The 21056-nt window shown below is 48.6% G+C and carries 23 protein-coding genes; 4 read left to right on the top strand and 19 right to left on the bottom strand.

Features of this window, described 5'->3' with window-relative positions; translation table 11 throughout:
* Positions 1–150: 150 nt before the first annotated feature.
* Positions 151–972, bottom strand: coding sequence for a site-specific integrase (locus ACR02O_RS07925; RefSeq protein WP_458136815.1), 822 nt, complete (start codon positions 970–972; stop codon positions 151–153).
* A 9-nt stretch (positions 973–981) separates the two neighbouring features.
* Between ACR02O_RS07925 and ACR02O_RS07920 the strand changes: the two genes are divergently transcribed.
* On the top strand, positions 982–1176 hold the full coding sequence (locus ACR02O_RS07920; RefSeq protein ID WP_458136814.1) for a hypothetical protein: 195 nt from the start codon (positions 982–984) through the stop codon (positions 1174–1176).
* A gap of 96 nt (positions 1177–1272) precedes the next feature.
* On the opposite strand, the gene ACR02O_RS07915 is transcribed toward ACR02O_RS07920, so the two are convergent.
* The 15 genes from ACR02O_RS07915 to ACR02O_RS07845 form a co-directional block, all read right to left on the bottom strand.
* Positions 1273–1620 carry a hypothetical protein gene (locus ACR02O_RS07915; protein WP_458136813.1) on the bottom strand — a complete coding sequence of 116 codons (348 nt, stop codon included), beginning with the start codon at positions 1618–1620 and terminating at the stop codon, positions 1273–1275.
* 637 nt (positions 1621–2257) lie between these two features.
* Positions 2258–4156: a hypothetical protein gene (locus tag ACR02O_RS07910; RefSeq protein ID WP_494523150.1), complete on the bottom strand. Its 1899-nt coding sequence runs from the start codon at positions 4154–4156 to the stop codon at positions 2258–2260.
* On the bottom strand, positions 4153–4668 hold the full coding sequence (locus ACR02O_RS07905) for an ABC-three component system middle component 5 (protein ID WP_494523149.1): 516 nt from the start codon (positions 4666–4668) through the stop codon (positions 4153–4155). Before ACR02O_RS07905 ends, ACR02O_RS07910 begins: the two co-directional genes overlap by 4 nt.
* Entirely contained in the window at positions 4662–5201 is a 540-nt protein-coding gene (locus ACR02O_RS07900; RefSeq protein ID WP_494523148.1) for an ABC-three component system protein, read from the bottom strand. The genes ACR02O_RS07905 and ACR02O_RS07900 overlap by 7 nt, the downstream gene beginning before the upstream one ends.
* 2 nt (positions 5202–5203) lie before the next feature.
* A complete protein-coding gene (locus ACR02O_RS07895; protein WP_494523147.1) occupies positions 5204–5488 on the bottom strand; it encodes a hypothetical protein in 285 nt (94 codons plus the stop codon).
* Between the two features lie 155 nt (positions 5489–5643).
* Positions 5644–6411, bottom strand: a complete 768-nt coding sequence (locus tag ACR02O_RS07890) for a M48 family metallopeptidase (protein WP_494523146.1) — start codon at positions 6409–6411, stop codon at positions 5644–5646.
* A complete protein-coding gene (locus ACR02O_RS07885) occupies positions 6401–9472 on the bottom strand; it encodes a type I restriction endonuclease subunit R (protein ID WP_494523145.1) in 3072 nt (1023 codons plus the stop codon). The genes ACR02O_RS07890 and ACR02O_RS07885 overlap by 11 nt, the downstream gene beginning before the upstream one ends.
* Before the next feature lie 33 nt (positions 9473–9505).
* Entirely contained in the window at positions 9506–9916 is a 411-nt protein-coding gene (locus ACR02O_RS07880) for a PIN domain-containing protein (protein WP_494523144.1), read from the bottom strand.
* Positions 9903–10109 (bottom strand): hypothetical protein, encoded by a 207-nt coding sequence (locus ACR02O_RS07875; RefSeq protein ID WP_494523143.1) that lies wholly within the window; start codon positions 10107–10109, stop codon positions 9903–9905. Before ACR02O_RS07875 ends, ACR02O_RS07880 begins: the two co-directional genes overlap by 14 nt.
* Before the next feature lie 30 nt (positions 10110–10139).
* A complete protein-coding gene (locus tag ACR02O_RS07870) occupies positions 10140–10856 on the bottom strand; it encodes a restriction endonuclease subunit S (RefSeq protein WP_494523142.1) in 717 nt (238 codons plus the stop codon).
* A gap of 78 nt (positions 10857–10934) precedes the next feature.
* The gene (cueR, locus tag ACR02O_RS07865; RefSeq protein WP_494523141.1) at positions 10935–11336 is read right to left on the bottom strand and encodes a Cu(I)-responsive transcriptional regulator; all 402 of its coding nucleotides are present in this window, start codon (positions 11334–11336) and stop codon (positions 10935–10937) included.
* A 69-nt stretch (positions 11337–11405) separates the two neighbouring features.
* Positions 11406–13619: a heavy metal translocating P-type ATPase gene (locus ACR02O_RS07860; RefSeq protein WP_494523140.1), complete on the bottom strand. Its 2214-nt coding sequence runs from the start codon at positions 13617–13619 to the stop codon at positions 11406–11408.
* 134 nt (positions 13620–13753) lie between these two features.
* Positions 13754–14578, bottom strand: coding sequence for a class I SAM-dependent methyltransferase (locus tag ACR02O_RS07855; protein WP_494523139.1), 825 nt, complete (start codon positions 14576–14578; stop codon positions 13754–13756).
* 315 nt (positions 14579–14893) lie between these two features.
* Positions 14894–15769 (bottom strand): EamA family transporter, encoded by an 876-nt coding sequence (locus ACR02O_RS07850; protein WP_494523138.1) that lies wholly within the window; start codon positions 15767–15769, stop codon positions 14894–14896.
* 6 nt (positions 15770–15775) lie between these two features.
* Positions 15776–16315, bottom strand: a complete 540-nt coding sequence (locus ACR02O_RS07845; RefSeq protein ID WP_494523137.1) for a VOC family protein — start codon at positions 16313–16315, stop codon at positions 15776–15778.
* Here ACR02O_RS07845 and ACR02O_RS07840 point away from each other — a divergent pair.
* Together ACR02O_RS07840 and ACR02O_RS07835 are read left to right on the top strand one after the other, a co-directional pair.
* The gene (locus tag ACR02O_RS07840) at positions 16314–17585 is read left to right on the top strand and encodes an IS256 family transposase (RefSeq protein WP_494521800.1); all 1272 of its coding nucleotides are present in this window, start codon (positions 16314–16316) and stop codon (positions 17583–17585) included. The genes ACR02O_RS07845 and ACR02O_RS07840 overlap by 2 nt on opposite strands.
* A gap of 147 nt (positions 17586–17732) precedes the next feature.
* Complete coding sequence (locus ACR02O_RS07835; protein WP_494523136.1) at positions 17733–18641, top strand: LysR family transcriptional regulator; 909 nt, start codon at positions 17733–17735, stop codon at positions 18639–18641.
* A 32-nt stretch (positions 18642–18673) separates the two neighbouring features.
* Here the strand turns inward: ACR02O_RS07835 and ACR02O_RS07830 are convergent, their stop codons facing one another.
* The 3 genes from ACR02O_RS07830 to ACR02O_RS07820 form a co-directional block, all read right to left on the bottom strand.
* Positions 18674–19111, bottom strand: a complete 438-nt coding sequence (locus ACR02O_RS07830) for an SRPBCC family protein (protein ID WP_494523135.1) — start codon at positions 19109–19111, stop codon at positions 18674–18676.
* A gap of 25 nt (positions 19112–19136) precedes the next feature.
* Positions 19137–19688: a cysteine hydrolase family protein gene (locus ACR02O_RS07825; RefSeq protein WP_494523134.1), complete on the bottom strand. Its 552-nt coding sequence runs from the start codon at positions 19686–19688 to the stop codon at positions 19137–19139.
* Between the two features lie 161 nt (positions 19689–19849).
* On the bottom strand, positions 19850–20266 hold the full coding sequence (locus ACR02O_RS07820; protein WP_494523133.1) for a helix-turn-helix domain-containing protein: 417 nt from the start codon (positions 20264–20266) through the stop codon (positions 19850–19852).
* A gap of 137 nt (positions 20267–20403) precedes the next feature.
* On the opposite strand from ACR02O_RS07820, the gene tmpT reads away from it, so the two are divergent.
* Positions 20404–21048, top strand: a complete 645-nt coding sequence (gene tmpT / locus ACR02O_RS07815) for a thiopurine S-methyltransferase (protein ID WP_494523132.1) — start codon at positions 20404–20406, stop codon at positions 21046–21048.
* Positions 21049–21056 lie beyond the last annotated feature (8 nt).

The following is a 21056-nucleotide window of genomic DNA, read 5'->3' as shown; positions in this document are numbered from 1 at the left end:
TGAAAGTTATCGGCAAGCATTTAACGCCTGAGTTTCCAGTTCTTAATCTCCGGCAAAATATTTCAGACTGGACTAGACCGCCTATTTTGCCAAGGCTTTAAGTTTATTTCAGTCATTTTTAGCAACAAAAAAATTGGTAAACATTTACAACTATATAAGTTGTTGTAATCGTTGATTGGTCATGACCTTGACTACTGCTTTTGCAATGTCTTCAGCACTCTGGCCGGATAAATCTCGTGGCAGTTTCAAAAGCTGGAAAATCTCCCCTTGCCGATGCTGCTGCACCTCACCGTAGCTGTAAAACGTCGTTAAAACATTTTCGTGTCCCAGATTTTGGCTCCAAGACTTAAACTCCTCTGGGGTTTGGCAAAGTTTCTCACCAAGCGTTCCCAAGGTTTTACGGAAGCTGTGCGGGTTGAAGTAAGGCAAACCAGCCGCTTCAAACGCCTCGCGAAAAATGGAGCGAATCGGCGATGCGTTTTGCCAATGCTCTGGCTTTATACCGGAAGCCCTAAAAACACGATCCTCGCTATTAATCACATTGGTTTTCGGAAACAACGGATCATCATTGCCCCATAGCAATTCAGTTTTCAGGTAGTTAACCCAGTCGACCACGATTTGCTGAATCTCATCGCCGACGGGAAAGAAATAAGTGGTGAATGTTTTGCTGAACTTGGTTTTGACCTCACGAGCATCCTGGAAGATGCAATTTGCAATCAGATCGACATGTTTGAGTTTCATCGATGCAATCGCACTATCACGCGCACCGGTCAACAAAGTAAAAGCGATCAGCGCGCGGTTACGCTGCTCGATGACCGTGTTGTTGGGCGTAGATGCGATGACGTGCTTAATTTGTTCGATGGTCGGCACACGAGTTTGCCGTTTGGCCGTCGCAATCCGCACCTCTTTTTCGGATAGGTTGAAATATTCGGCCTCGGTATAGCTGATATGCGACTTGTAGCCCGGCTGCATGGTTAACCATTGGAAAAAGGTTTTCAACTGGCTAAGGGTCGAATTCATTGTCGATTTGCTCAGTGGCTTGCCGGTTTGCTGATTGATTTGTTTGGCCAGGTCGGCTTTGAAGGAAACCGCTTGCTGATAATGAAAAGCCTTGAATTCGCGATATTTTGTGTAGGTTTCAAAGCGACTGATGGCCTTGGCTACGGCATCGACTGAGCTTTCGTTTTGACGTTTGGCTTCTTTCAAAAAGATAAAGTATTTGCGCTTAATACGCTCGTTTTGGGCATTGTGTTTTATCATGGTTTTAACTCACTATTTGAAGTCACTGTTTACGAGGGGGTTATCGCTCTCGCTTATCCGCTGCATCTGGCCTTGATAGTCTTTCTTGTTCCAACGCGACAAATACTCGCTGCAAACCTCGCGGAAGGTTTTGTATCTGATGCGCTTGCCGGCCTGTATAAACAGCTCAGCGCCACCCATGCGCTCAATATCTTGCGGGGATAGTTGCAGCAACTCTTTTTTGGATAGCGCGTTAATGGCTTCCAGCTTGGCTTGATGATGGACAACGAATAAATCGACGCCCAGTTGTTTGAACAACTCCGCGCCGCCCAAGGTTTCGATGTCGGCATCGGACAGCGCCAGCAATTGCGCCTGATCCAAAAAGGGGACGGTTTTAATGCTGTGTTCGATTTGATCAGCCCAGGCTTGGGCAAGGGACTCGGCAGGGAAGGTTTTGTTTTTAACGATACCCTTCAGCGGACATCGGCGCGGAAATTACCGTTTGCTAGAGGTCTGATGTAAGCCATCATGCACCTCCAACGAAAACGCGAGGCACGCAGAAACACACGAAAGAATCGTGGCTAGAAAAAATATTTGGTTGGTTTGAATTTTTAGCCGCGGACTGGACTAAAAGGGACTGCTTTTGCTGGTTCATTACGCCACCTCATTGAGCAACTTAATGCAGAGTGCGCCTAAATTTGCGCCTTGCTGCGGTTTGTTGCTTCAACTCGACGGGCAAGCCAGTTGATAAGCTATTGATTAGCTTGGTCATTCAGTGGTGGGTCGTGTGCGATTCGAACGCACGACCATCGCATTAAAAGTTCGATTCAAACAACTATCTAGCAACTGCATACTACTTATAAGTCCGTATAATCAATAGCTTATCATGTGTTTGAAGAAGCGTAAAGTCGTAAAAAGTAGTGTGAAGTAGTATGAACCACTGTAGTTTTTACTGTAGTTTTGGCTATTTGCTACCCACCAAATACGAAGCTAGTACCTTTCAGCCGGCAAAGCTAGATCACTTTCCACTAAAATCTAACGTGTGAGTACCTTTTACATAAAATGGGCCAACACACATTGCTGTATCGTTCAACTCTGGGGCGATCATTGAAGTAGTGAAAATTAACTGATAATCGTTTTTTAACTTTCCACACTCTGACACTATGATTCGTTGAAAATTATGACTGCGCTCATCAACCATCCCTTTGTCTTCGATATTATCCATAATCAAAAAGTTAGGCAGGCGTGCAAACTTATCATCGACAGTATGCAAGAAAATAGCTAAACGAATGCTATTTTTCATGACTACCATAGAGCTCGCAGAAAATTTACTTCGGCCATTGACGAACATCTTATCTTTTGCAAAATCAAACGTAACTTCTTCCACCTCATCAAAAGTCGGCTCGTAACTTCCATCTTGGGCCAATAATTGACTGGCTATGGTTTCGATTGATCCGTAGACTTCGTTAAACCTGTTGGCTTGTCTGGCATTAATCTGATCTAGCTTATCTTGTATTTGTTGAATAAGCGTATTAGCTTTCTCTTTTTCTTGTCTCAAAGATTCGACTTTATTTACATGTTCCCGGCGATCCTCAAGGGCTAATATTTGACTTTTACAAAAACCCATTTCAGACGCTATTCCGGAAAGGATTGCATCTTTCGCTTCGGCTGTAACCTCTAACTCCTGATATTCAAATTTCGCTTCTTCAATTTGCCGATTAATTTTCGGTAATCGACCATTAATTTCGTCTAGTTTGCCCCTAAACTCTTTTATGAGAGCCTCGCTTTCCCGAACTTGAAAATTCAATTCGTTTAGCATCTGCACATAGCCTAAATCTCGATTGCCATCATGTTTTTCTGTTTTGCAAAGACGGCAGCCCGAATGTTCATGTTCAGAAACTAGCTGTAGACACGCTGGACAGTACTTGAACTGAACTGCACCTAGAGAAGAATAAGTAAGTCTCGACTGACCTAAAGCAATCTTTCTATCGTATAGTGATGTAACAAACAATTCGGTTTCAACCAACTCAACAGAAATTTCAGCTTTATTAGTGTCTAATTCTTTCTTCTCAGAGGAAAGCTGGTCAATTTTATTTTGAAGTTCCGTGGCTTTTGCAGCTGCCTGTTCGTTTAGGTCTTTCGACTTAGAACGCAATATTTCCTGCATTCTAAGTTTTAGGTTATCTAATTCTGACGCAATTTCACTGATTTCACTATTTAAGGCTAGTTCGTTAATTCGGGACACTTCGCCTCCGAATAATCTGTAGATAGCGTTCAACTCTCCATTTAACTTCTCAAAAGCTTTGTTGGCAGCCAATAAATCTTGCCTTAAGTTGTGCGCCTCAAGATCGTCAATGCCCAATAAATATTCACCTATGGCACGCCGATAAGTGGTGTTATCGAATTCTTTATCTTCTTTGAGGAGCTTTCCAGTAGCCGAAAGCTGATCCACATACATCAAACGAAGGATTTGATGTAATGTTAAATTCTTAGAGTCATCAGTTTTATGCCTTGGTAGCCCCAACAATTCAAAGATTTGTTGAGAAAAGCTATGGCGCTCTTCACTACGGCGTATTGAATATTGAGTCCAATCGGTAAGGGATGTTAAAGCATCATCGGCAGCCCCTTCCGAAATAAACATCTTTGCCTGTCCAGTATCAGAAATTTCTCTTTTAAGGCAAAAAAGTACCCCATTCAGTGTTACTTCTGCCATAACCCAATCGCAACTTAACTGCTCCTTGGTCCACTCCGTTATAACCGCTCCAAGAGCGTATGAAAGTAAATCTACAATCGTTGACTTACCGGTACCGTTGACACCCCGAACAATATTCACACCTTGGTGAAAAGGTTGATCATAGACAAAGCGGCCTGATTTACATACAACTAACCGATTGACGAATAGCTTAGAAAGACTCATTGCAACTCCGTGTCATACCTAAACTCCATTAATCCTGTTCTCTTTTTAAGCCCGTTTTTTCCACCAAAATTAATCAGTGGAAGTTCATTAACTACCATTCGAAACCACTCATTCTGAGATACCTCAGAAGAGTGGAGTACATCGCTGAGATCTTGTGGAATTGGTTCAATTGAGCGCTTAAGCTGCTTAACCTTATAGCTGTCAATGTCAATCAACTGCTTTGCTAGAAGATTATGAAGTGCCACAGTTTGTAGAGACTCAAGCTCATACAAAATCCGTTTTGTATTTTGCATAGACTCGAAAGGATCAGGTATTTTTGAAAGCACTCGCCTATAAGCATTTAATTCAGCTGGTAACGGCTTTATGTGTTTTAACATGTGTGGAAAAACAATATAAAAATCAAGTAGCCGATACAACTCAATATCTATAAACTCATGAACAGTGTTTTCAAGAATGAGTAATGTCCTAAAAACACAGTGATTGGCATCCTGCACTGGATGGTACATTAACATTCTGTACTCCAAATCAGATGACATTTCCCAGTTAGGAAATAGAGCATTCCACTTACAATTTCAGTGGTTATCGTATAATCAAATCTGACAATGGCTTGATGGATAGGCTTTATGAGCTCTTCTAAGATTAGCAGATCGATTTCTTGGTTATTTGCTCCCGAAATAATCTTGGGATGAATACTTTGATACCACGTTGTGTTAATTGCCGAAAGAATCTGTATATATACATGTTGTTCTACTTTCGACATCTGGTTTTTTGCGACTCGTCGAGCAAACTTATTCTTGAGGAAAGTCGCCCGACTAAACAAATCAAGCCTGCCCCCTTTTTCTAACTTTTTTTCTAGCCCGATTATTTCCCGCTCAGGATTATCTGTTATGTAGTCTGCCAAGTCTTCAAGAATATCGATAAGCCTCTCATCCTCTCGACAAGCTCGCTTTACCTGATCAATAGCTTTTTCAAGGCTGGTTAGAGTAACAAAATGATTATCACCAGTGTGAAAAGCCTTGTCTTGATATTGTGCACCCACATCCATAATTAGAAATTATTATCTCCATTATGAGTGGCATTGTCTTTATATGTAACTTTATTTCCACCAGACTTACTCTTGTTCTCTGGCGATTCCTTTGACTTAAGAATGGCGACTAAAAATACAATTAGTAATGCGGAAATTATAAGGATTGTTAATGCAAATAACTTATCGCTTCCAAAAAGTTCTATGATTTGTTCGCTGAAAATCTGATTCAAAATGAAATAAATCAGAAATCCAACCACACCCACGGAACCAGTAGCTTTAATTGCTGCGGTCCAAATATTATCCATAAAAACCACTACCCTCCGTCAATTGAATTATTGGCACTTGTTTAACAATAAACCGTTCCGTACTTTATAAAAATAGTACATCGAACAAGCAAAAACAAGCAGACTCCACATGGCATCGAATCCTAAAGCCACCTTGCGTAAGCGGGAGGCTCTGCCTACAACTCAACCCCAATCCCTCTCTGCGCCCAAATCGGCACCAATTTCCAAGCATCACGCATTTTCCCATGCAGCAAATCGGCACGAGGCTCCAATTGCCTTAAGTGCATCCAAAATCGACTAGAGTGGTTATGCTCCAAAGTATGGCAAAGTTCATGGGCGATGACATATCGCACTTGGTCTTTCGGTAAAAACAGCAATTTGCAATTTAGACTAATACGTCCAGCTGTCGAACAACTGCCCCATCGGGTACGCTGGTTTTTGATGGATAAATCGGCGAACTGCAAACCAGTTTGTTGTGAGACGTTGGCAACCCAGGTAATCAAAGCGGCTTTTGCGTGCCGAGCCAACCAACGCCTTAAAGCAGCATGACAGGCATCTATATTCTCGATTGCACCGGCCACTACAATCCTGCCATACCGATCCGTCTTAGCTCCAACTGTCTTGCTCTTCGTCGCGTGATATTCGACCAACCAAGATTCGCTCAACGCCGGCAAATCAAATGCTAGAGGGCGAGATAACTCAGTGCTCTCCAACAAGTGACGGACTGACTCAAATTCGGACAGGCGTTCTGTAATCCATTGCTGTTTACTAGCAACCAGTTTCGCGACGCTCGACTGATCTACACCTGATGGAGCCGTGACGACCAGGCCATCACGGGCGCTGACCTTCAAACGGATAGAACGGGATTTTTTAGATTCGCGAATCTGATACTCAATACTTCGTCCGTCCGCCAACACCAATTGTTCGCGTAAGTTACTGCTCATCTGGCTTTACAGGATTGGCCGACTTGTAGTGCTTACGCTTCAAGGTTTGAATAAAGTTACCAATAAGACCCATGGCGTCATCTGCCAACAATCCAGCTGAAGGAAATTTTGAGGCCAACATGAATAACAAATTACGGGATAACTCCGGGTCGATCGAACTGCTATTCCACCAACCACTAAAACAAACCTTGTCAGCCTCCGCCAAAATCGCAGCGGCAATTTCGGCGATCAACACATCGTCGATGGCGGCATTGCGGGCCTTTATTTTCAGGGCCAATTGCTGAGCAATAGGCCGATTGGCTTCTTCGACAGCAGCGCGAACCGCCTCGGTCAATTTTTCAAATTCTTCGATCAACGCGATACCGGCCAGCGTCCCCGCGCGCTTTTCGTCGATTAAGCGCTGCAATTTTTCGGCAAGCGAGCGGAAATTTTCATCCTGATCCAAGCGAATGCGCAGCTCGGCGGACAACATGGCTTCGATGTCCAACGCCTTGGCATCTGGCTTTTTATCCTTAAGTTTGGTCAGAAAGTGCTCATCCAACACGTAGGTCGGAAACTCGGTTTCTAGTTCTTCGACATCGATATGCTCACGAATCAGCTCGCGGGTACGCGCAGCGTCTTCATCCGTAGCCTCGACACTAAGACTGGCATCCGGGTAAAACTTTTTCCGATACAACAGATAAAGCTTGGTCAGCCAGGCATAAGGCCTAATGAACTCGCGCAACTGTTCATCCGGTTGCAAGGCCTCGTAAAGCACTCGCAAATTGCGATAGCCGGTATCGAACTGCTTTTCCGCGCCATCCACATCGCGCAAGATCGTCATAGCGGCAATGAATGCCTGATGTGACCCGTCCCGAGGTACGGTATCTTCCGGGAACAAAGACCAGACTTGCTGAAACGTCTTAGTAAAATGCTCGCGAATCGTGTCAAATGGAAAAGCTACATCGCCCAACTCGTCCGGCTTGTAGTTCAGGGCTTCATTCAAATTGTCGAAGATACCGTAATAGTCCAGCACCAAACCATGGCCTTTCAGTTCGTTGTAAGGCCGGTTTACCCGCGCAATCGTTTGTAACAAGGTGTGATTTTGCAGCTTTTTGTCCAGATACAAGGCCTGCAAAATCGGCGCATCGAATCCGGTCAACAACATATCGCACACCACCAGTATTTCGACCTTACGATAAGGCTTATCCTTGTGTTCCTCGGATTCCGACAGCGCCGGTATCAAGAATTCGTTCAGCAACTTTTTACGTTTACTATCGCCGAGATACAGCGACTGAATGTCCTTCGGATCGCTTTGCGGCGCTTCGGAAATGACAGACATCACCGCTTCATCGCCCAGTCGCTCCCGCAGAGCAGCCGTGTAAATCTTCACGGCTTGCTTATCCTTGCAGACAAACAAGCCTTTAAAACCGTTGGGACGAACGTGTTCGATAAAGTGCTGAACCACGTCATCCGCAATTTGCGTAATCCGCTTGGGATGGAACAGCAAGGCATCCAGCCTGGCGGCATCCGTGCTCAAGCGGTTTTGTTCATCCGCAGGCAGATGTCCAAATTCACGCTTAAACGCTGTATCCAATTTAACACCGTGCAATTGCCAATCGGTGACGCGCGGCTGCCAATGAATGGGCTTAACCACGCCATCGCGCAAGGCATCGGTCACCGTGTAAGGCCGCCCCATGTAACGCTCGAGCTTGCCATCGTCTTTCACGAAGCCCCAAGCTTTGGGGGTATTGTGATCGTCGTTTTCAATCGGTGTGCCGGTAAAGCCAAACAACGAAGCGCCTGCCAACGCAGACCGCATATAAGTACCCAGTTCCCGCTCTTGGGTGCGATGCGCCTCATCGGCCATCACGATCACATTGCTGCGCTGTTTGGTGACGTGTTTGGGCATGCCGTCAAACAAATGTACAGTGGTTAGAATCACCCCGCGATAGTCGCCGGTCAGCTTTTCCTCCAAATCGCGCTTGCTGGCGGCTACATGTACGTTATCCGTACCGGTGGAATTCAATTCCCTATCCATCTGGTCGCCCAGCTGCTCGCGGTCTACCAGCAAAATAACAGTGGGTTGCTGCAATTTCGGGTCTTCCCACAAACTACGGGCGGCATAGATCATGGTTAGGGTTTTACCGGAACCTTGGGTATGCCATATCAAACCCCGGCGTTTTTCGGCGGGCTGACTCAAATCGGTGGCCCGATTCAAGATGTCTTTAACGGCCAGATACTGCTGATAGCGCACCACCACCTTTTCGGTTTTGCCGTCTTTGGTGACAAACACGATAAAGTGCCGAATGAAGTCCAGCAAATTGCTTCGGTCGAACAGACCATATAGCGAGACGTGCATTTCATTGAATTCGTCGATGTCGTGCGGCCAAGGATCGCGCCATTGCAGCCAAAACTGTAGCCGACGCCCCGGCACGCCGTACATCATTCGGGTTTCGTTGACCCCAACGCCGTAAGCATTGGTATGGAAAAGTTGATCGATCTCTTCAGCATACTTACCCAACTGCTTGGCGCCTTCGCGCCAATCGGGTTTATTGCGGCTTGCCGTTTTGGCTTCGATCACCACAATAGGAATGCCATTGATCAACAGCACGATGTCCGGGCGGCGCGGTGAGCGCCCTTCTACCGGAAACTGATTGGTCACCCACCAGTCATTGGCATCCAGATTTTCGAAATCAATCAAACGCACATCTTGCGCGTTTTCGGCGGCATCGAATTTGTAATTGACGCCGGATTTCAGCCAGGCCAGCCATTGCTGGTTATCGCGGCAAGCCCTTAACTTGGTCACGATGGCATCGACGCGAGCATCGTCAGTCAAAATCGTTGGATTTAAGGCTTTCAACTTTTCGCGCAATAAAGGCAGCAGCAACACCTCCGATTCATCGGGGCGGTAGGTTTTCAGAGACTCGCGCGAGCGCCATTCCCAGCCGAGGGTCGCGCCTTTCAGATGCTCGATGATTTCCCGCTCGACTGTGGTGTCTTCGTTGAAAAGATGCGCTACATCATAAGCAGTGACGGGCTTGGATACGCCCTCGTTGTTTGCATCACTCGCGGTAGTCATGGGTGGTTCCCTCCGTTAAAAATCGAACAGTGCTTATCCTTGCAAGGGATTGATGACCGTTAAACTTTCGATCACTTGCCCTGTCTGCATGTCTTCGCTATATAGCGTATCGCAACCGGCTTCCAACGCGGCAGCGACAATTTGGCTGTCCCAAATGGAAAAGCCATAACGGTTACGAATTTGCCAGCCTCGACGAACAACAGCCTCATTGAGCGCTTGCAAACGGACATAGCTCAGCATCATATTAAGGTTCTCCTGAATCCAAACATCCGCTTGGCCGGAACGCAGCATCACATTGTAATACTCCGCCAAAACCTGCGGGCTGATCACCGCAGTGTCTAGCTCGGATACCAATTCCAGGGCAATCGCGTGACGCGGCTCATTTGGTTTACGTAAATGGGCGTATATCCAGATGTTGGTATCGACGAATTTAGCGCCGGGCATTACGTTCTTCCCGCGATGGAATCTCAATGGACTCGACATCCGCGATGTTGAATTTTGGTTTTACTCGCACAGCTTGCTCCGGCGTACTGTCATCCAGCGGCCAAACAATGATCTCTACCTTACGGTGGCGAAGTTCTATAGGCACCGGGAAAAAATCGGGCGCATCATCGAAAACTTGGCGTATGGGTTGCATGGCGTCTCTCCTATTGGGTATGAATTCGAGTTAGCTTATCTCAAAAGTTGGTGGGATACGGATTTTGCCGGTGAGCAAGTTTTGCAGAAGGGAACGTTTTACTTCAAGTAATGCATTTACCACTTTCGTTTGAGCGTTGATCTGGTTTTCAATGCCATCCAATAGCTCGACGATCTGTTTTTGCTCCTCTAACGGTGGCCTTGGAAAACGGAACTGCTTGATTGCTCGTGCACCAATATTATTGTTGCCTGCTGATGTATTTGCCACGGCTCCAGCTTGGCGACGCCCCAAAGGTGAAGCAAGAAAATAGTTAAGATAAGCCCCAAGAAGTAAAGACTGATTTGTACGCAAACGAATCAAATAAGACGCATAGATAGTGTGTGTTTCCGCGACTTCCTTTGAAACGATGGTTGACTTGCCGATATATTCTGGATTTCCATTGGTCCTAATCAGTAATACATCATCAACCATCAATTTTAGCGAAGATGCTTCTGATTCTGGCACTTCGGCATAAGGCACGTCGGTCAACGTCAAATGCGGAGCAACTACTTGAGGAATTGCAATTATGGGATAGCCCCCCTGGTAGTCATTGGACGCCGAATTGGTGCCATATTCCACAAGGACCAGCGATTTACCCAACTTGTCGTTATCCCAATGAATAGGGATTTGCGTCGTGTAGCAGCGGTGTATTTTACAAGATTTAGTTTCAACATCTGCCGTTAAACCAAACTCAAAAACACGTGCCATCAGTGATTGCTTTAGCTTCCTTGTGGCATTACTCGATAGTTTTACCGAACAGAACAAGAATCCCGAGTTCGAATAGCTTTAAGCCATCTGCTGGCCGAGTACCAATGTATCGATAATCGGACAATCTGGTTTATTGTCCCCGCTACAGGTTTGCGCCAACCGGGCCAGAATGTCGCGCATTTCAGTCAATTCGGCAATGCGTCGGTTCAAATCGTCGACATGGGATTGGGCCAGCGCTTTGACATCAGCGCTGGCCCTCGCCGGGTCTTGCCACAGCGAAACCAGATCGCGGATTTGGTCCAGCGAAAACCCCAGACCCCGAGCTCGTTTGATCATTCGCAACACCTGCAAATCGGTGTCGTTGTAGGTCCGGTAGCCCGATACGGTGCGTACGCTTTTTCTGATCAGTCCGATACTTTCGTAGTGACGAATCATTTTGGCGGATACGCCAGTCATTTTCGAAGCTTGGCTGATATTCATCGATCACTCTCCAACATGGATGTACACAGCGTTGCGGGCGGCAAGTTCACCGTCCGCAAGCAGGTTCGGTTAATGCCTGACGGATTGCAAGAAGCCGGCGGGTTTCCAAGTCCTCAGCAATAAGGCGTTGCCAATCACGCTCAGCGAACTGAATGCCATCGCCGCTCCGGCCAGTTGCGGGTTGAGTAAACCCAGAGCCGCCAATGGGATGGCAGCGAGGTTGTAACTAAACGCCCAAAACAAATTTTGCTGGATTTTGCGGTAGGTTCGCTGTGCAATATCGAGCGCGTCACCTACCAGTATCGGGTCGCCGTGCATCAGCGTAATGCCGGCAGACTGCATCGCGATATCGGTGCCGGTCGCCATGGCAATGCCAACGTCGGCGGCTGCCAGTGCCGGCGCATCGTTGATGCCGTCGCCAACCATTGCCACATGGTGGTTTTGCTGTTTCAGTAATTCCACTTGGTAGGCCTTATCCGCCGGCAATACTTCGGCGATTATGTCGCTGATGCCTAAAGCCTGGCCGACTGCTTTGACGCTGCCGCGATTATCACCGCTCAACAATACGGTTTGGATATTCAATGCCTGCAATTGTTTGATCGCAGGATATGCAGTGGATTTGAGTCGATCGCCAAAGGCCATCATGCCGAGCAAGCGTTTTTGCGGAGCGACCATCGCCAGCCAGGACACGGTATTGCCGGCAAGCTCCAAGGTATGGGCACATTCCGCCAGCCCACCCAGATCAATGCCCAATTCAGACATCAAACGGCTATTGCCCAAACGCAAATCGTAATTATCCACTCGCCCGGACAGCCCACGTCCAGGCAAGGCCGTAACGGCATCTACCGGCAAGGTTTGGATTTGTAACTCACTTGAGGCTTTGAGCACGGCCTTTGCCAAAGGGTGTTCGCTACCGGTTTGCAGGGAAGCGGCCAGCCGCAACAAGCGTTCGCGGTCGATACCCAACGGCACTGCTTCGACCAGGTAAGCTTTTCCTTGTGTCAAGGTTCCAGTCTTGTCGAAAATGACCGTGGTGATGCGATGGGCGATTTCCAGCACTTCAGGGTTTTTGATCAGAATTCCGTGGCGGGCGGCAATGCCGGTGCCGGCCATCAGTGCGGCGGGCGTTGCCAAGCCCAACGCACAAGGACAAGCAATTACCAAGACCGACACGGCGTTGATAATCGCGGTTTCCATGGCGGCGCCATGCAACCACCAACCCAGCCAAGTCATCAAGGCAATGGCTAGTACCACCGGCACGAACCATGCGCTGACCTTATCCACCAAATGCTGAATCGGCGCCTTGGCCAATTGCGCGTTCTCGATCAAGCGAATCATTTTTGCTAATGAAGTCTCCGCGCCGACCGCATCGGTATGCACCACCAACAAGCCTTCGCCGTTGATGGCACCGCCGGTTACCTTATCGCCGGGTTGTTTGGCGATCGGCATACTTTCGCCGGTAACCATCGATTCGTCGATATGGCTGCGGCCGTCGGCGATGGTGCCGTCGACCGCGATACGCTCACCGGGGCGGACGACGACTAGGTCACCGACGCTGACTTGTTCAATCCCTATTTCCAGTTCCCGATCACCGCGTTTGACGCGAGCGACTTGCGGCTGTAAAGCTTGTAACGCCGTGATCGCCGAAACCGTTTGCCGTTTAGCCCACGTCTCCAACCATTTGCCGGTTAGCACCAAGCTGATCACCACCGCTGACGCCTCGAAATACAGGTGCGGTGCCATACCGTCAGTCCGGTTTATCAATTGGTAAACGCTCAAGCCGTACGCCGCGCTCGTACCGATCGCCACCAGCAAATCCATATTGCCGGCACCGGCTTTCAGCGCTTTCCAGCCCGCCCGGTAAAAACGCGCCCCTAATACGAACTGGACCAGCGTCGCCAAGCCCAGTTGCAACCAGCCCGGCAGTGCCATTTGAGTACCGAAAGGCTCGAGTAGCATCGGTGCCAGTAACGGCAGCGACAATAAAGCCGACATTACCACCGGCAGTCCGTCTTGCCGCCTTGGTTTGTTTACCGGCCGATCCTGCTTGACGGAAGCGCGATAACCAGTCGCCGCGACCGCACTGATCAGTATGTCGGTATCCACTGAGCCGTCGCCACGGACAACGGCACTTTCCGTGGCTAAATTTACGCTAGCTTCCTGCACGCCAGGAATCTTGTTCAGCGCTTTTTCGACACGCCCTGCACAGGACGCGCAGGTCATGCCCTCTATCGACAAGTGAACCGAACGATCTGCCGCCTGGCTGGAGTTATGGGTTTTCATGATCAAGTCTCCTGTTGAAATTGACTGTGATCAAAGTGTTCGGCTTGCCACGATGGGAAGGTCAATAGTTTTTTTACGTTTTTTGGTTACGGGCATTTATTGAAAAAAATCGATACTGGGAAAGATGCAAGGCTCTAAACGAGTGGTTTATTGACGATGGCATAAATCACATTGGCTGAAATCTCGGTAACTGATTGACTTGCCAAGTGGTGGAGATTGGCCTGCTTCACTTTCTGTAACTGTTCCCCATTCAATTGCTCCAAGGTGCCCCGATATCCGCTACCCATCGCCAATATCCACCAATCTTCAGGCTCAGACAGAGCGTGAGTCGCGTCTTCGGAAAAAATGTCCACTTCGGTTAAACCGGCCTCGGCCAGCATCGCCAAAAGCCCTTCCGGTGTAGCAATGCGATCCCAAGGGTTGAAGTTTTTATACAAGTCAGGGCGTTGATGGCGAATAGCTTGCCAAAGCGAGGTGTTGGCTGGCTCGAATAACTCAGGCCCCCAGGTTGTAATCGCCAGGCACCCGCCAGGCCGGACTTGGCGCCACAATTCTCTGACTGCGGCGGCCATATCAGGCACGAAAAAGATCCCAAACACGCAAACGATGGCATTGAAATAACCATCGGGATAACCTAAAGTGAGCATGTCATCAACCCGAAACTCTAGGTTATCAAGACCATCTGCTTTGGCTTTTTCAGCAGCCCTAGCCAATAATTTTTCCGCCAAATCAATGGCAACCACCTGGCCTTCTGAGCCAACCTTTCGCGCAGCCGGTAAGGCTGAAGCGCCGGTTCCGGAACAAACATCCAATACCCTGTCTCCTTTGCTTAAACCTAACCGCTCAATGGTGTTATTGCCGAATCGACTCCAAAACGTGTTGGCAGGATGATCGAAAAAATCGGCGGCGGTGTTATAGGCGTACGCGGTTTTAATATTGACTTGTGTATGTGATTCCATTGCAACCTCCTAAAAATCATTCAAATCTTAATCATGGATAGCTACTTTGTATCAGGGGCCATCTGGAGGTATTAATCTAAAGGTTTACATTATTGGAAGGTCAAGCAGAATTAGGGGACGATGATGATCGTCAGATGACATCGATCAGCGGCGCTGGTACTGCCGAAGGCATCCGAGCTCCATTGCCAGCACTTCCAACATTCATCTCTGTCCCCTTTTACTTCTTGGAAATCGACAAGCGTTATCGGAAGGAGGCCATTCGCGCAAAGTGTTGAATAACTGATGATTCACTAAACCGATGTGCCGGCTAGATGACTATTTAGCATGAACTGTTGTAACGGATAGATTGCTTATCAGGCCGAACAATAACAATGTCGAGCCGACGAATGCCGATATGGAAAGCGTTTCTCCCCAAAACAGGCAACCGATCGATAGGCCTATAATCGGCGTCAATAAGGAAAATGATGCAACGGTGGTCGCGGGATAATGCCGCAGCAACCGATTCCAGGCCAAAGTGCCTATCAATAATGCGCCTAGCGACTGGTAAAGCACTGCTATTGCCGCCGGGACTGCGGAAGCCGTAGTCAAATTAAAAATCGTCTGATGGTTTTCAAACGCGGCGCTCAGAGCCGCCAATGTTAAAGCTGGCATCAATGATGCCCAGACGATAAAAGCCAGGGAGTCTGAGCGTTGTCCGGCAGTTGCTACTATTCTGACGACGATATTTCCCGATGCCCAGCCGGCAGCGCCCATTAAACTCAACGCCATGGCAATCAACGGCACCTCGGCGGATTCATCACTCGCGATAATGCTTAAGCCTGTTAGTGCCAATCCCAGAGACAAACCTTTACGTGCATTGAGCGACTCCAATCTTAATACCATGCCGAACAACATCGTGAAAAATACCTGCGATTGCGCCAAGACGGAGCTAAGGCTCGTAGGCATCCCGTGATGAATTGCCAGAAACAGGCCGCTGAACTGAACTGCGCCCCAGCCTAGTCCGTAAACAACTATCGTTCGCCAGCTAGTGTTTGGTCGTGGAACAAACGGTATCAGCAATGCCACCAATACGAAGCGGAGACTGGCAAAAGCCAGCGGCGGTAAATCCTGCAACCCCCAGCGGATTACCGAAAAACTGCCGCCCCAAACCAGCACACACAATAAGACGAGCGCAATGTGTCGTGGTGCCATCGCCGGTCAGACTCCAACGACCGAACAAATCACCACGCGCCAACCATCCGGATCTGCATAGGTTCGGCTTTTATCTAACCAATAAGGATTTTCCGGCGCCACTTCTTCAGCACCGACTGAGGCAAGATTTTCAAAAAGTGTTTGTCGCTGATCAGCATTGGTGACGTATAACACCAGAAGGTTTTCGGCGGAAGGCATAGAGCATGGAGCTCCGAATGCATGCTGGGTAAATTCCAGGTGATAGTCACGCCCGGGTAAGCCGAGCATGACGCCGTCATAGCCGGAATGGTTTTTGAATGAACCGATCACCGGCAAACCCAGACCGTCGCGGTAAAAACGTACAACGGCAGCCAATTGATTGGTGGGTCTGGCAACCCTAATTTGAGCAACGTTGATACCGTTGGGAAATTCGATGCATGATTTTGAATTAGACATTTTAATCGAGTTATAACTAAATCTGGTGTACGGCCCGACTTGATGAAAGGTGGCGCCCTCTGCTGAAATGAGATTGTCGAGATCGAATAACAGCAAAATGAGAGACGCCATGAACAAAGATAATGCAAAAGACTGGAATAATGCCAGTGGGATTAACGATCCTTTGACGGATTTGTTGAAGACGGGTGCTAGAGCCTTGATCCAACAAGCCGTTGAGGCGGAGCTACAGGCTTTTCTGGGCGAATACGCCAAGGTTACCGATTTACGGGGCCGGCAAACCGTGGTGCGTAATGGCTATTTGCCGGAGCGGGAGATCGTGACGGGCGTGGGTAACGTGACGGTCAAAATCCCCAAGGTTCGAGACCGTTCCGGCGGCAGGATCAAGTTCAACTCGTCGCTGGTGCCGCCGTATGTTCGCAAGACAAAACGGGTGGAAGCGGCCTTACCCTGGCTGTATTTGCGCGGCATTTCCACCGGCGACATGCAGTCGGCCTTATCGGTGTTGCTGGGTGACGATGCCAAAGGCTTGTCACCTGCCGTGGTTAGCCGCCTGAAAGCCCAATGGGCCGAGGATTATCTGGCCTGGAATCGGCGAGATTTATCGAAGGAGCGCACTGTGTATGTCTGGGCCGACGGCATCTATTCGACCCTGCGTGGCGAGGATGATCGGCTGTGCCTATTGGTCATCATCGGAGTCAACGAACAGGGTGAAAAGCGCTTGCTGGCCTTATCGGACGGTTATCGGGAATCGAAAGCCTCGTGGCTGAGTGTTTTGCAGGATTTACAAACGCGAGGTCTACAGGACGCGCCGAAACTGGCTACCGGCGACGGCGCTTTGGGTTTCTGGGCAGCCATCAACGAAGCTTGGCCCACCACACAACACCAGCGCTGCTGGGTGCATAAGACGGCGAATGTGCTGGCGACGCTACCCGATTCAATCCAAGGCAAGGCCAAGGCGGGGCTGAAAGAAATCTGGATGGCGGAAACCAAAGCCCTGGCCAATCAAGCCTTCGACACGTTCTTGCGTGACTTTGAAGCCAAGTACCCCAAGGCGGTGGGCGTGTTGGAAAAAGACCGTGAATCGCTATTGGCCTTTTACGACTTTCCCGCCGAGCACTGGATACACATTCGGACGACAAATCCGATCGAATCCAGCTTTGCGACGATTCGCCATCGGACCACCCGCACCAAGAACTGCGTGTCCCGCAATACCTTGTTGGGCTTGGTGTTCCAATTGGCGTTAACCGCCGAGAAGAGTTGGCGCAAGATACGCGGCTTTAAACGATTGCCGGATGTGATTGAGGGCATTCGTTTTCAGGACGGCATGGCTGTCATTATGGAACCGGAGAAAACAGAAGAAACACAGCAGATGGCCGCCTGATTCAAATCAGCCATACACCAGATTTGACTATTTCTCATTTTAATCTCCTGACACTGGCCCGATACCACCACGGTTACCGCTAAACCAGTGGCGTACAGTTTCAGTTATTATTAAGATGAATAGAAATGAAGAAATTGTACGTAGCTTATGAATACAGTGCATGACTTGAGGCGTATAGATTTGAACCTGCTGGTGGTTCTGGACGCACTTTTAGAAGAACGGCACATCTCGCGCGCGGCAACTCGATTAGCAATGACGCAGCCGGCGGTTAGCCATGCACTCAATCGCCTGCGTGATCTCATAGGCGATCCATTATTAGTGCGGGTCGGCAATGAAATGCGCTTAACGGCTAAAGCAGCAGCCTTGCTAAGGCCGTTAGCCGATGCCCTGACTCATGTTCGCAATGTCGTCATGTCAGAGCCGTTTTCGCCTGAAAATTGCCAGAGAACCTTTCGACTGGGCATGTCTGATTATGGCTCTGCAGTTGTCCTGCCAGGACTGTTGCAGCGTCTTCGCGCCGAGGCTCCGGGTGTTAATCTGGTTGTGATCCAATCATCGCGATTGGAGATGTTGCGACAAGTGGCGGAAAGCGAATTGGACGGTGCAATTGGTGTGTTTCCGATGATGCAGGAGGAACTGGAAAGCGATACTCTTTTTCAAGAACGCTTTGTGTTGGTAACGGATCGCCGCAATCTAACGGAGCAAAACGGCCTATCGCTTAGCCATTACCTTGAGGCCCCGCATATCCATGTTTCTGTGCAAGCCATGCACCATAGCCATGTCGATAAGGCTCTGGCCGCGCTCGGAGCGCAACGCCGCATAGCGGTGCTGGTGCCGCATTTTACGGTTGCCGCTGACTTATTGGTCGGAACGGATTTGTTGCTAACCATTGCCGCGCGCGCCATCAATATGGAAAAAATCTCCCCCGACTTAGTTGTCTTGGAGCCGCCGTTTGCAATACCCGGCTTCGACTTCGTATCGATCTGGCGTGCGGGCGCCGACCGGAATTTCGAACTGACCTGGCTACGCTCAAGCATCAGGGCTATCGGGTTGTGATGCACGCCGTAGAAAGCAAAAGACTTGCATCGTCAGGCCTCAGCGCGGGCCTTGATGGCTAGATTCATCGCTTCAAAGCCCATTTTGGTATCTTTCTCAAGGCTCTTTTTGAATAACGGCACCAGCAAGCCGCTGAAACGCTCGCTCTGCATAAAGCGGATGCGTCCGTCTGCGATAGACTCAATGACAAACCGATGTTCGCCATCGAAGAGATTGGGAAACAAGAAATGTCCCAGCCAGCGTAGTTCCTTTCCCGGTTCGACAGCAAAAACGCGCGGCCGAAACGTCATGGCTTTTCCGTTGCTGGGCTGAATCCGCACTTTAAGCCTCGCATCCAGTTTTACTTCACCTTCTATGTTGAGAATAAACGGATTCCATTCCGGATAAGCCGGGAACTCGGTAAGAATGGACCAGACGTGTTCCGGCTCGGCAGCTATTTCGATTTCAGTATGTAACCGATAGGTATTCATGGGCTTTCTCTGAAGTTAACGTGGCTTAAGTAAAATCGGTCAATATTTCGTCCGTGCCTCTAACCTTGCAGAACTCGCCGTCAAGGCTGGCCAAATGCACGTTATGGATGGCGTCAGCGGAGATATTGACGCCGTCGAGCCCACGGCGATTAAAAGTGGCGGTCGCGTCGGACACAAGTATGGTTTCATAGCCGAGATTGCCCGCCATGCGGGTTGTGGTGGAGACGCAATGGTCGGTGGTGAAACCCGCGATGATAAGGTTATGTATGCCGTGTTCTTTAAGAAACTGATCCAGACCCGTTCCAATGAAAGCACTATTCACCTGCTTGCCGAAGACCGGTTCGCCGTCCGTGGGTTTGGCTTCCGGTTTGAAATCGCAGCCAGGTTGATCCGGCGCTAACGGCGAATTTGAAGTAGCGGAAAGGTGTTGAATATGGATTATCGGTAACGACAACGTTCGCCAACGCGCCAGCAGCCGGGCAATGTTCCGTTCTGCATCGGGGTTATTTCTGATGCCCCATTTCGGGTGATCAAAACCCTGCTGCACATCAATTAAAATTAAAGCCGTTCGTTTCATAGGATACTCAATTATTTAGCATTAAAAAAAACGTGATATAGAACCTCGGTATACGATTTTCTAATCCGAGAGCAAGCACCGATTTAGAAGCGATCATACATGGCACATGTTAATACCCTAAACAATCAGTAAAGCCGAGCTGAGATAATCGCACTCATCACTTAAATTTTGTCCTTCAATTTATTTGGCTGCCGGAACCGATGCTTACCCGCAACGTGGAGGAGGCGACGAAATTTTGGACACTCAAAATGGCTGGGCGCATTGCAGACCGCTGCATGGCGAAGTCCATCACGCATAGCCGTCAGTTCATTAATTTTTCTATCCAACTCATCCGCCTTGGCCAAAAGCAACGTTCTATCGATGTTAGGCCCTTCAGGGGTAAACATCTCGCCGATCTCATCAAGCGAGAAACCGGCACCGCGCGCCAAAGCAATTAATGCCAGACGCTCCAACACATCGCCACTGAATATACGGCGTAACCCTATCCGCCCTGTAGACCGAATCAATCCTTTCTCTTCATAAAAACGCAACGTGGAGGCCGGTAATCCCGATGCCTTAGTAACCTCAGTAATATCCATACATTTTCCTGTTGAAATTAATGCTTGACCTCAAGTTGACTTGAACTTTTATCCTAGGCTCGAAAATAACGGTTTTTCAAGACTGAAACACCAAATAAATATTGAATTTTAATAGGCTAATGATTTAAGGAGTCGAGATGGAAGCAAGTTTCTGGCATCAAAAATGGGAACGCGGTGAGATTGCATTTCATGAAAGCGAGGCAAACCCACATCTGGTCGCGCATTTTAAAGAATTACATCTGAAAAAAGGCAGTCGCGTGTTTCTGCCGTTGTGCGGTAAGACCCGGGATATAGCGTGGTTGCTTAGCAGAGGTTATCGAGTGGCTGGCGCGGAATTGAGCAAACTCGCCGTTAGCGAGTTGTTCAATGAACTTGGCTTAGAGCCAAAAACCTTTAAGGCTGGAAAATTGACCCAATACAGTGCTAAAGACATAGACATATTCGTCGGTGATATTTTCGACGTGTCTACCGAGCTTCTTGGTGCAATAAACGCGATATACGATAGGGCAGCCTTAGTTGCCCTGCCATCCGGCTTACGGGAGCGCTATACGTCGCATCTGATGAACATAAGTGGCACGGCAGCGCAGTTACTGATTACTTATGAATACGACCAACTGCAGATGGATGGGCCTCCGTTTTCAGTGACCGAAAACGAAGTAAAGCAACATTATGAGGCTGCTTACCGGCTGAAGTCTGTTGAAAGCAAGAATATTGAAGGTGGATTGAAGGGCGAAGTTGCAGCAACGGAGACCGTCTGGTTACTTCAAGACGCTAATAAATAGGTTGGTTT

It is taken from the genome of Methylomonas sp. PHL2-19 (genome assembly GCF_059331595.1).
Note: the sequence above shows the minus strand (reverse complement) of the source record. Positions and strands in the feature narration are given on the sequence as shown.

Coding starts and splice junctions, on each gene's coding strand:
- ACR02O_RS07925 (WP_458136815.1), bottom strand. CDS start 972: ATGCAGCCGGGCTACAAGTCGCATATCAGCTATACCGAGGCCGAATAT.
- ACR02O_RS07910 (WP_494523150.1), bottom strand. CDS start 4,156: ATGAGTCTTTCTAAGCTATTCGTCAATCGGTTAGTTGTATGTAAATCA.
- ACR02O_RS07905 (WP_494523149.1), bottom strand. CDS start 4,668: ATGTTAATGTACCATCCAGTGCAGGATGCCAATCACTGTGTTTTTAGG.
- ACR02O_RS07900 (WP_494523148.1), bottom strand. CDS start 5,201: ATGGATGTGGGTGCACAATATCAAGACAAGGCTTTTCACACTGGTGAT.
- ACR02O_RS07895 (WP_494523147.1), bottom strand. CDS start 5,488: ATGGATAATATTTGGACCGCAGCAATTAAAGCTACTGGTTCCGTGGGT.
- ACR02O_RS07890 (WP_494523146.1), bottom strand. CDS start 6,411: ATGAGCAGTAACTTACGCGAACAATTGGTGTTGGCGGACGGACGAAGT.
- ACR02O_RS07885 (WP_494523145.1), bottom strand. CDS start 9,472: ATGACTACCGCGAGTGATGCAAACAACGAGGGCGTATCCAAGCCCGTC.
- ACR02O_RS07880 (WP_494523144.1), bottom strand. CDS start 9,916: ATGCCCGGCGCTAAATTCGTCGATACCAACATCTGGATATACGCCCAT.
- ACR02O_RS07875 (WP_494523143.1), bottom strand. CDS start 10,109: ATGCAACCCATACGCCAAGTTTTCGATGATGCGCCCGATTTTTTCCCG.
- ACR02O_RS07870 (WP_494523142.1), bottom strand. CDS start 10,856: ATGGCACGTGTTTTTGAGTTTGGTTTAACGGCAGATGTTGAAACTAAA.
- cueR (WP_494523141.1), bottom strand. CDS start 11,336: ATGAATATCAGCCAAGCTTCGAAAATGACTGGCGTATCCGCCAAAATG.
- ACR02O_RS07860 (WP_494523140.1), bottom strand. CDS start 13,619: ATGAAAACCCATAACTCCAGCCAGGCGGCAGATCGTTCGGTTCACTTG.
- ACR02O_RS07855 (WP_494523139.1), bottom strand. CDS start 14,578: ATGGAATCACATACACAAGTCAATATTAAAACCGCGTACGCCTATAAC.
- ACR02O_RS07850 (WP_494523138.1), bottom strand. CDS start 15,769: ATGGCACCACGACACATTGCGCTCGTCTTATTGTGTGTGCTGGTTTGG.
- ACR02O_RS07840 (WP_494521800.1), top strand. CDS start 16,314: ATGAACAAAGATAATGCAAAAGACTGGAATAATGCCAGTGGGATTAAC.
- ACR02O_RS07845 (WP_494523137.1), bottom strand. CDS start 16,315: ATGGCGTCTCTCATTTTGCTGTTATTCGATCTCGACAATCTCATTTCA.
- ACR02O_RS07835 (WP_494523136.1), top strand. CDS start 17,733: ATGAATACAGTGCATGACTTGAGGCGTATAGATTTGAACCTGCTGGTG.
- ACR02O_RS07830 (WP_494523135.1), bottom strand. CDS start 19,111: ATGAATACCTATCGGTTACATACTGAAATCGAAATAGCTGCCGAGCCG.
- ACR02O_RS07825 (WP_494523134.1), bottom strand. CDS start 19,688: ATGAAACGAACGGCTTTAATTTTAATTGATGTGCAGCAGGGTTTTGAT.
- ACR02O_RS07820 (WP_494523133.1), bottom strand. CDS start 20,266: ATGGATATTACTGAGGTTACTAAGGCATCGGGATTACCGGCCTCCACG.
- tmpT (WP_494523132.1), top strand. CDS start 20,404: ATGGAAGCAAGTTTCTGGCATCAAAAATGGGAACGCGGTGAGATTGCA.